We start from the raw sequence: 9393 nt of genomic DNA on the forward strand, positions 1-9393 counted from the left end.
TCTACCTGCTCCACCACCGCCAATTTAAAGGCCAGCGTGTAGTCGCGCTGCGTGCGTTTGACACTCGATTCCATGACACATGCCCTTTTGAAAGGTCCACGTGTCAACGCTGGGTAGGACGGGTCAATGCCATGAAAAAAGGCTTCCCGAGGGAAGCCTTTTTTTGTGGTCGTTCTCCCGCAAGGGAGAACTGCGCAGGGCAGCTTACACGCGCTTGCGGTATTCGCCGGTGCGGGTGTCGATTTCGATCTTGTCGCCTTGGCTGACAAACAGGGGCACGGGCACTTCAAAGCCGGTGGCGATCTTGGCAGGCTTCATGACCTTGCCGGAGGTATCGCCCTTGACGGCGGGTTCCGTCCAGGTGATTTCACGCTCGACGCTGGTGGGCAGTTCGACCGAGATGGCCTTGCCGTCGTAGAACACCACTTCCACGGTCATGCCGTCTTCCAGGTAGTTCAGCGAGTCGCCCATGTTTTCGGCTTCCACTTCGTACTGGTTGTACTCGGTGTCCATGCACACGTACATGGGGTCGGCGAAGTAGGAGTAGGTGCACTCCTTCTTGTCCAGGATCACGTTGTCGATCTTGTCGTCGGCCTTGAACACGACTTCGGTGCCGAAGTTGCCGATCAGGCTCTTGAGCTTCATGCGCACGGTGGCTGCACCGCGGCCGCCGCGGGCGTATTCGGTCTTCAGGACCACCATGGGGTCCTTGCCGTGCATGATGACGTTGCCGGCGCGGATTTCTTGAGCGATTTTCATAGCAAGTTGCTTGGGTTGGGGCCGCTCAACGCGCGGGCTGGCAAACCGCCTGGTTTGCGCGCCGGTGCATGTTCTGCGGCGAAAGTGCGCGGGGTGGTGGCACTGCTGTGCCGTACCTGATTTGCGCAAAGCCTCGGATTTTACCGTTTTTCGGCGACAAAGCCCAAAAGTTGTGCGACGAGGTTGTCCTGCATCAGCAGGCGCGCACGGGCGGCCTGGGTGCAGGCCGTCCACTCGGCCAGGGTGTCGTCGCCGGGCCATTGCAGCGGCTCGGCGTCCAGCCCGTTCCAGGTCGCGTGGAACTGCCGCAGCGATGCGGGGGCCTGCAGCCAGTCCAGAAACGCCCAGAGCTTGTCGTGGTGCGCGTTGTCATGCTGCGGGTAGATCTGCCACACAAACGCCTGGCCCGCCCACAGCGCCCGCACCAGCGAGTCCTCGCCGCGTACGGCGTTGAAGTCACAGGCCCAGAGCATCTCGTCAAACGCAGGCTGGGGGCGGTGGGGTAGATATGAAATTGATAGCTGCTCGCGCTTTTCAGATAAGCGCTGGAGACCTATCTGACCGATATTTTGATCACAGCCCTCAGCCAATGCAGCCCGCACGGCGGCCGTGGGGCGGCCCGGAGTCACCAGCAACTGTGTGGGCCGCGTCTGGCTGTGCCGCAGCAACTCCGGCAGGGCGGCGGGTTCGTAGCAGAACAGCGAAACCCAGCGCTGCTCGGAGCAACCATCGCCCAGCCCAAAGGCGGCGGCGTGCTCTGCACGCCAGGCGCTGCGGTCAAACGCCTCGCGCCGCGCCATCAGGTCGGGTTCGCGCAGCAAGCCGCCCGTTGCTGGCGTGAAGCCCGGGTAGAAGAACCAGCGCGTCCACCCTGCGGCGGGGCCGGACAGGATGGGTGACGGCAGCCTGTGGTTGCGCTCCACGTAAGCTTCTGCCGACAGGTATTCCAGGTTGATCCAGACAGGTTTGGAGTATTTTTGGCCTTTAGCGCTTGATGGATAAGCGCTGTAAGCTATGAATTCAGGAGCAATATCGCAGCCGAAGGCCTCCACCATCACATCGGGGGCGGGTTCCTCAGGGCTCGGTGGTGGCGAACCCCAGGCGCGCAACTCCACGCCGGGGCAGCCTTGGGGCGCCATCCACTGCAGGGCCGAAGCGTCGTCCACCCACAGGCGCACGCGGTGGCCCAGCGCGGCCAGTTGCGCCACGAGGCGCCAGCACACGCCGATGTCGCCAAAGTTGTCGATCACGCGGCAGAACACATCCCACTGGAGCGGGGGCAGGGGGCGGCTCATGGTAATGGCCCCGTTGGCTGCGCGCGCAGGTGCTCCACCAGCAGCCGGGCAACGCTGGAGAGCGATTCTTCAGACCGCACACACAGCGCCAGCCGCCGCTGCGCCCAGGGCTCGTTCAGCGTGACGGTGCGGATGGCCAGCGTGCCCCGGTACAGCGCGGCGCTGCCACGGGGCATCACGCCCACACCCAGGCCCGCGTTGACCATAAGGCACAGCGCGTCGTAGCTCGTCACCTGCATGCGCAGGCGCAGTGGCAGGCCCGCCTCGGCGGCCGCGCGGGTCAGCTGGTTGTTGATGGCGCTGCCCGGGTGCGCGCCCACAAAGTCAAAAGGCAGGGCGTCTGCCAGGCGCACCGACTTGCGCCGCACCAGCGCGTGGCCGGTGGGCACCACCAGCACCAGTTCGTCGGTGCGGTAGGGCAGCAGCGTCACGCGTTCGCCGTAGCTGCCTTCGTTGAGGATGCCCACGTCGGCGGCGTTCTCGGCCACGGACTGGGCAATCGCGCTGCTGATCTGCTCCTGCAGCCGCACATCCACCTGCGGGTGTTGCTCTAAAAAGCTCTGCAACTCGGCGGGTAAAAACTGCGTGATGGCCGAAATATTGGCCACCACACGCACATGGCCGCGCACGCCCGTGCCGTAGTCGCGCATCTGCGTGGCGATGCCGTCCAGATCGTTCAGCACACCGCGCGCCAGGTTCAGCAGCGCAAACGCGGCGGCGGTGGGCTCGGTGCCTTTGTTGCTGCGGGTGAACAAGGCCACCTGCAGCGCGTCTTCCAAGTCGGCCAGGCGGCGGCTCACGGCCGATGCGGCCAGGTGCTCGCGGGCTGCGGCAGCGGCGATGGTGTTTTCTTCCATCACGGCAACGAACAGGCGCAGGGAGACGGGGTCGAGTTTCATCAGGGCGTGATGGTAAGCCGTTTGCCAAATGCCATGCCGGTTTGCGATGGCGGCTTCTTGCATCAGCGTTTTGCAGTCGTGTGGACTGTGCGCATCATTCGCGCCAACAAGCCAGGGGTTCATGGTTCTTTGGAATCACCCCAACACCGTTCGGGCTGAGCTTGTCGAAGCCCTGCGCTGCGCTTCGACAAGCTCAGCGTGATCGGGTTGGGATGCATGGGACTGCTTGGTGATCGACCCCGCAGGAGACACATATTTCCATGGATTCCATCGCTTCCCCCGCCGCACTGCAAGGCGTGCGTGTCATCGAAATGGGCCAGCTCATCGCCGGGCCGTTCTGCGGCAAGACGCTGGGCGAGTTTGGCGCCGACGTGATCAAGATCGAAGCGCCTGAGACCGGCGACCCGCTGCGCAACTGGCGCCTGATCAAGGAAGGCACCTCCGTCTGGTGGCAGGTGCAGTCGCGCAACAAGCGCTCGGTGGCGCTGGACCTGCGCCAGAAGGAAGGCCAGGACATCGCTCGCCAGCTGATTGCAGAAGCCGATGTGCTGGTCGAGAACTTCCGCCCCGGCACGCTGGAAGGCTGGGGCATGTCGCCCGAGGAACTGCACGCGCTCAACCCCGGCCTGGTCATGCTCCGCATCTCGGGCTACGGCCAGACGGGGCCGTACCGCGACTTGCCGGGCTTTGGCGCCATTGGCGAGGCCATGGGCGGCCTGCGCCACCTGACGGGCGAGCCGGGCCGCGTGCCGGTGCGCGTGGGGGTGTCGATTGGCGACACGCTGGCGGCGCTGCACGGCACCATCGGCGTGCTCACGGCGCTGTACCACCGCAAGGTCAACGGCGGCAAAGGCCAGGTGATTGACGTGGCGCTGCACGAGGCGGTGTTCAACGTGATGGAAAGCCTGATCCCCGAATACAGCGCCTTTGGTGCCGTGCGCGAGGCGGCGGGCAGCGCGCTGCCGGGCATTGCGCCGAGCAACGCCTACCCCTGCACGGACGGCTGGGTGCTGGTGGCGGGCAATGGCGACAGCATTTTCAAGCGGCTGATGGATGCCATCGGCCGGCCCGACCTGGGCGCGGCGCCGGACCTGGCCAACAACACCGGCCGCGTGGCCCGCGTGGAAGAGATCGACGCTGCGATTGGCGCCTGGAGCGCGCAGCGCACCGTGCAGCAGGTGCTGGACGCGCTGGGCGCCGCCCGCGTGCCGGCGGGCAAGGTCTACACCGCCAAGGACATCGCCGAAGACCCGCACTACCGCGCCCGCGACATGCTGCTGACGCAGCAGACGCGCGACGGCTACAGCGTGGAAGTGCCCGGCATCGTGCCCAAGCTCTCGGGCACACCCGGAACCATCCGCAGCAGTGCGCCGCACCTGGGCGATGACACCGATGCGGTGCTGGCCGCGGCGGGTTTGACGGCCGAACAGATCGCCCTGCTGCGCAACAAAGGGGTCATTCAATGAGTGCACCCAACACCGTGTGGCAAGGCGCGAACCGCCGCATCCACATGCAGGAGGTCGGCCTGCGCGACGGCCTGCAGATGGAGAAGGCCTTTGTGCCCACGGCCGACAAGATCGCGCTGTGCAATGCGCTTTCGGCAGCCGGCCTTTCCAAAATTGAAGTGACTTCGTTCACATCGCCCACCGCGATTCCTGCGCTGAAAGATGCCGAGGTCGTGATGCGCGAGATCACGCGCCGCCCTGGCACCGTCTACACCGCGCTGGTGCCCAACCTGCGCGGTGCCGAGCGCGCCATCGAGTCGCGCACGGACGAGCTCAACCTCGTCATGTCGGTGAGTGCCACGCACAACCTGGCCAATCTGCGCATGACGCAGGAGCAGTCGTTCGCGGCGCTGGCGCAGGTGGTGGCCATGGCGCAGGGCGCCAACGTGGCGGTGAACGTGTCGCTGTCCTGCGTTTTTGGCTGCCCCATGGAAGGTGATGTGGCCCAGGCCGATGTGTTCGGCTGGGTGCAGCGTTTTGTGGATCGGGGTGTGCGCGGCATCACGCTGTGCGACACCACCGGCATGGCCTACCCCACGCAGGTGCACCAGCTCACGGCAGCAGCCCGCGCGCGCTGGCCGGGCGTGGAGTTCACCCTGCATTTCCACAACACGCGCGGCATGGGGCTGGCCAATGTGCTGGCGGCCATCGACGCGGGTGCGGACCGGTTCGATGCCTCGCTGGGCGGCCTGGGCGGCTGCCCGTATGCGCCCGGCGCCAGCGGCAATGTGTGCAGCGAAGAGATCGTGCATGCACTGGCGCTGATGGGCTACGACACGGGCGTGGACCTGGCCCGGCTGGTGGCAGCGGCGCAGCAGTTGCCTGTGCTCATCGGCCACGACATTCCGAGTCAGATCGCCAAGGCGGGTCCGCGCCTGGCGCTGCATTCGGTACCTGCGGATTTCGACGCCATCCGCGAAAGAGCGCTTTCGCGTTGAATGCGGGCGAGCCTGCATTCATTCACAACAACAGGAGACAAAAGCCATGACATTTCAAACGATGCTGTCCCGCCGACTCTTCACGGCTGCTATGTTGTGCTCTGCTGCCTTGGCCGCAGGCGCGCAGGACAAGTACCCGTCCAAGCCCATCACCGTGGTCGTGCCCCAGGCTGCGGGCGGCGCCAATGACGCCATTGCGCGCGTGGTGGCGCAAAAGCTCGGCGAGCAACTGGGCCAGAGCGTGATCGTGGAGAACCGCCCTGGTGCCGGCGGCACGCTGGCCACGGGCACCACGGCCCGCGCGCGCAACGATGGCTACACCCTGCTGCTGACGGCCGACAGCGCCCATGTGATAGGCCCCGCGCTGTACAAGAACCCCGGCTTTGACCCGGTGAAGGACTTTGCCCCTGTGGCCCCTGTCGCCACGGCCGGTTATGTGCTGGTGGCGCACCCGTCTTTTCCCGCCAACAACGTGGCCGAGCTGGTGAACTTGGCCAAGGCCAGCCCTGGCAAGTATTCGATTGCCTCGGCGGGCAACGGCACGCTGAACCACCTGATCGGCGAGATGCTGCAAAAGGCCGCTGGCATTCAGCTGCAGCACATTCCGTACAAGGGGTCCGCCGCAGCCGCAACCGACGTGGTGGGTGGGCAGGTGCCGCTGTCGGTGCAAAGCCTGCCGTCGGCCATTGCGTTCATCAAGGCGGGCAAGCTCAAGGTGCTGGGCGTGGTCAACGAAAAACGCGTGGCTGCGCTGCCCGATGCGCCCACCATTGGCGAGACGATCAAGGGCTTTGGCCAGGCGCCCTGGTACGCGCTGTTTGCCCCGGCCGGCACGCCCGCGCCCATCGTGGCGCAACTGCAGGCCGAGGTGGCCCGGGCGCTGGAGCACAAGGACGTGGTGGACAAGCTGGCCACCGTGGGCTGCGAGCCTTTCAAGGGCACAGCAGCGCAGCTGGCTGCGCTGGTGCAGTCCGACCTGCCCAAGTGGAGCCGTGTGGTCAAGGACACAGGTGCCACGGTGGATTGAGCGCCTGAGATGGCTATGGCGGGTGCTGGCTGCCCAGCCGCCGCCCCGGAACGATATTCAACAACAGAGAAAGCGGAGACATCGCATGAACCTGCATCGCAAGCAATTCACGTCCCTGGCCCTGGCGGCCATCGCCACCGGCTTTTGGGGTTCTGCCCTGGCGCAAGGCGCCTACCCTACCAAGACCGTGACCATGGTGGTGCCCACCGCCGCAGGTGGCACCACCGACCTGTCGGCCCGCATGCTGGCCCAGGCCCTGGCGCCGGTGCTGGGCCAGTCGGTCATCGTGGACAACAAGGGCGGTGGCAACGGCAATATTGCCGCCAGCATCGTCAAACGCGCCGAGCCCGATGGCTACACCGTGTTCATGCAGTACTCGGGCTACCACGTCATCTCCCCCCACATCACCAAACAAAAGCAGTGGGACCAGCCCGACTTTCAGCCCGTGGCCAACGTGATCTCGGCCCCGCAGATCATCGTGGTGCGCAACGACCTGCCCGTGAGGACGCTGCCTGAGCTGATGGCCTATGCCAAGGCCAACCCCGGCAAGCTCAATTACGCCTCATCGGGCAATGGCTCGCTGCAGCATGTCACGGGCGCCATGCTGGAGCAGCAGGGCGGCATCAAGATGGTCCACGTGCCCTACAAAGGAACGGGCCCCGCGCTGCAGGACCTGCTGGGTGGGCAGGTGGACCTGACTTTTGGCACCGCGCCTCCGTTCATGCCCCACATCGCCAGCGGCAAGCTGCGCGTGCTGGCCGTGACGGGCAAGCAGCGGCTGCCCAGCCTGCCCGATGTGCCCACCACGGCCGAGGCGGGTTACCCCAAGGTCGATGCCACGTCGTGGTTCGCGTTGTTTGTGCCCGCTGCGGTGCCCAAGCCGGTGGTGGACAAGCTCACTGCCGACATCCGCACCGTGGTGCAAAGCGCGGCCTTCCAGCAAAAGGCGCTGGAGCAGGGCGCCACGGCCGACTACCAGACCCCGGCGCAGCTGGGTGACAAGGTCAAGGCGGACCTTGCCAACTGGGCGCAGGTGGTGAAAAGCTCGAAGATCGAAGCAGAATAGTGGTCAAATTGGCTGCTAGCGCTTGATGCGTAAGCGCTAGTAGCTATTTTTTTCATAGTACACAGGCCAGGCTGCGCGCGGGGCCACAATACGCGCCATGTCCCATTCCGAAGAACTCCTGGCGCAAGTGGCTGCGCTGCCTGCTTTGCCTGGTGTCTACCGCTATTTCGACGCCCAGGGCGCGCTGCTGTATGTAGGCAAGGCGCGTCACCTCAAGCGGCGCGTGTCGAGCTACTTCACCAAGAACCATGGCGGCACGCGCATCGGCCACATGGTCAGCAAGATCGTGCGCATGGAGACCACGGTGGTGCGCTCCGAGGCCGAGGCGCTGCTGCTGGAAAACAACCTCATCAAGACGCTGAACCCCAAGTTCAACATCCTGTTCAGGGACGACAAGAGCTATCCCTATCTCAAGATCACAGGCACGCCCACGGCCAGCGGCAATGCGCCCGCCCAAGTGTTTCCGCGCATGGCTTATTACCGGGGTGCGGTCGATAAGAAGCACCGCTATTTCGGTCCGTACCCCAGCGCCTGGGCGGTCAAGGAAACCATCCAGCTGCTGCAAAAGGTGTTTCGCCTGCGTACCTGCGAAGACACGGTGTTTGCCAACCGCACGCGGCCCTGCCTGCTATTCCAGATCAAGCGCTGCACCGGGCCTTGTGTGGACTTGATCTCGCCTGAGGCCTATGCCGCCGACGTGCAGCATGCCGAGGCCCTGCTGCGCGGCGAAACGCAGGAGGTGCTTAAGGCTATGGAGGTGCGGATGATGGAGCATTCCGACAGGCTTGAATTTGAGCAGGCCGCCGATGTGCGCAACCAGATCCAGGCGCTGTCGCGGGTGCTGCATCAGCAGTCCATCGAGATTGCGGACGACAAAGATGTGGACATCTTGGCCGTACGCGTGCAAGGCGGCCGCGCCTGTGTGAACCTGGCCATGGTGCGCGGCGGGCGGCATCTGGGAGACCGGCCGTATTTCCCGGTGCATGTGGAAGACGCTGCCGCCGTGTTCGAGGAAGAGGGCGGTGATGGCACCGATGAGAATACTCCGGCCGCGCCCTTTCGCCGTGTCGAGGTGCTGGTGCTCGAAGCGTTCATCGCCCAACATTACATCGGCGTGCCGGTGCCGCCGGTGCTGGTCACCAGCGAACCAGTGGACAAGGCGTTGCTGGAGGCGCTGGGCGACCAAAGTGGTGTGCGCGTGACCGCCATCCACCAGCCGCGCGAACAGCGCCGCGCCTGGCTGGACATGGCGCAAAAGAATGCCGACCTGCAACTGGCCCGCCTGCTCGCCGAAGAGGGCTCGCAACAGGCGCGCACGCGGGCCCTGGCCGAGGCGCTGGATCTGCCGCCCGAAGACCTGGACCAGCTCACCATCGAGTGTTTCGACATCTCGCACACGGCAGGCGAATCTACCCAGGCGTCGTGTGTGGTGTTCCACCACCACAAGATGCAGAGCAGCGAATACCGCCGCTACAAGATCGAAGGTATCACCGGCGGCGACGACTATGCGGCCATGCGCCAGGTGTTGACACGCCGCTACAGCAAAGTGGTGGAGGCACAGCGTGAGGAGGGGGGCATCGACTTTGCCGCCCCGGACGCCGAAGCAGGCGCGCCCCCCCGCAAAGGGGCTGCGCGCCTGCCCGATCTGGTGCTCATCGACGGGGGCAAGGGCCAGGTGGGCGTGGCGCGCGAGGTGTTCACCGCGCTGGGGCTGGATCTGACCCGCATAGTGGGCGTGGAAAAGGGCGAGGGCCGCAAGGTGGGCCTGGAAGAGCTGGTGTTTGCTGATGGACGGGAGAAGGTCTATCTGGGCAAGGACTCGGCGGCGCTGATGTTGGTGGCGCAGATCCGCGACGAGGCCCACAGGTTTGCCATCACCGGCATGCGCGCTGCACGGGCCAAGG

The 9393-nt window shown here is 65.2% G+C and carries 8 protein-coding genes; 5 read left to right on the top strand and 3 right to left on the bottom strand.

All coding sequences use genetic code 11. The features are described 5' to 3' along the window. Positions 1-204: 204 nt before the first annotated feature. From efp to NFX52_RS28125, 3 genes are all read right to left on the bottom strand, one after another. Positions 205-759, bottom strand: coding sequence for an elongation factor P (gene efp / locus NFX52_RS28115; protein ID WP_008906801.1), 555 nt, complete (start codon positions 757-759; stop codon positions 205-207). A gap of 140 nt (positions 760-899) precedes the next feature. After that, on the bottom strand, positions 900-2054 hold the full coding sequence (gene earP, locus NFX52_RS28120) for an elongation factor P maturation arginine rhamnosyltransferase EarP (protein WP_055402163.1): 1155 nt from the start codon (positions 2052-2054) through the stop codon (positions 900-902). Then, positions 2051-2953 (bottom strand): LysR family transcriptional regulator, encoded by a 903-nt coding sequence (locus NFX52_RS28125; protein ID WP_034695578.1) that lies wholly within the window; start codon positions 2951-2953, stop codon positions 2051-2053. Before NFX52_RS28125 ends, earP begins: the two co-directional genes overlap by 4 nt. Positions 2954-3213: 260 nt before the next feature. Between NFX52_RS28125 and NFX52_RS28130 the strand changes: the two genes are divergently transcribed. The 5 genes from NFX52_RS28130 to uvrC form a co-directional block, all read left to right on the top strand. After that, positions 3214-4419 (top strand): CaiB/BaiF CoA transferase family protein, encoded by a 1206-nt coding sequence (locus tag NFX52_RS28130; RefSeq protein ID WP_055402161.1) that lies wholly within the window; start codon positions 3214-3216, stop codon positions 4417-4419. Beyond that, entirely contained in the window at positions 4416-5396 is a 981-nt protein-coding gene (locus NFX52_RS28135; protein WP_055402159.1) for a hydroxymethylglutaryl-CoA lyase, read from the top strand. The genes NFX52_RS28130 and NFX52_RS28135 overlap by 4 nt, the downstream gene beginning before the upstream one ends. Positions 5397-5442: 46 nt before the next feature. Continuing rightward, positions 5443-6423: a Bug family tripartite tricarboxylate transporter substrate binding protein gene (locus NFX52_RS28140; RefSeq protein ID WP_055402157.1), complete on the top strand. Its 981-nt coding sequence runs from the start codon at positions 5443-5445 to the stop codon at positions 6421-6423. A gap of 85 nt (positions 6424-6508) precedes the next feature. After that, positions 6509-7489, top strand: a complete 981-nt coding sequence (locus tag NFX52_RS28145) for a Bug family tripartite tricarboxylate transporter substrate binding protein (protein ID WP_055402155.1) — start codon at positions 6509-6511, stop codon at positions 7487-7489. Between the two features lie 97 nt (positions 7490-7586). Then, a partial coding sequence (gene uvrC / locus NFX52_RS28150; protein WP_252635933.1) for an excinuclease ABC subunit UvrC occupies positions 7587-9393 on the top strand: 1807 nt, incomplete at its 3' end.

This window comes from Acidovorax facilis, assembly GCF_023913775.1.
Lineage (GTDB): Bacteria > Pseudomonadota > Gammaproteobacteria > Burkholderiales > Burkholderiaceae_C > Acidovorax > Acidovorax facilis.

Excerpts from the sequence above, each read along its gene's own strand:
- efp (WP_008906801.1), bottom strand. The coding sequence starts at position 759 with ATGAAAATCGCTCAAGAAATCCGCGCCGGCAACGTCATCATGCACGGC.
- earP (WP_055402163.1), bottom strand. The coding sequence starts at position 2,054 with ATGAGCCGCCCCCTGCCCCCGCTCCAGTGGGATGTGTTCTGCCGCGTG.
- NFX52_RS28125 (WP_034695578.1), bottom strand. The coding sequence starts at position 2,953 with ATGAAACTCGACCCCGTCTCCCTGCGCCTGTTCGTTGCCGTGATGGAA.
- NFX52_RS28130 (WP_055402161.1), top strand. The coding sequence starts at position 3,214 with ATGGATTCCATCGCTTCCCCCGCCGCACTGCAAGGCGTGCGTGTCATC.
- NFX52_RS28135 (WP_055402159.1), top strand. The coding sequence starts at position 4,416 with ATGAGTGCACCCAACACCGTGTGGCAAGGCGCGAACCGCCGCATCCAC.
- NFX52_RS28140 (WP_055402157.1), top strand. The coding sequence starts at position 5,443 with ATGACATTTCAAACGATGCTGTCCCGCCGACTCTTCACGGCTGCTATG.
- NFX52_RS28145 (WP_055402155.1), top strand. The coding sequence starts at position 6,509 with ATGAACCTGCATCGCAAGCAATTCACGTCCCTGGCCCTGGCGGCCATC.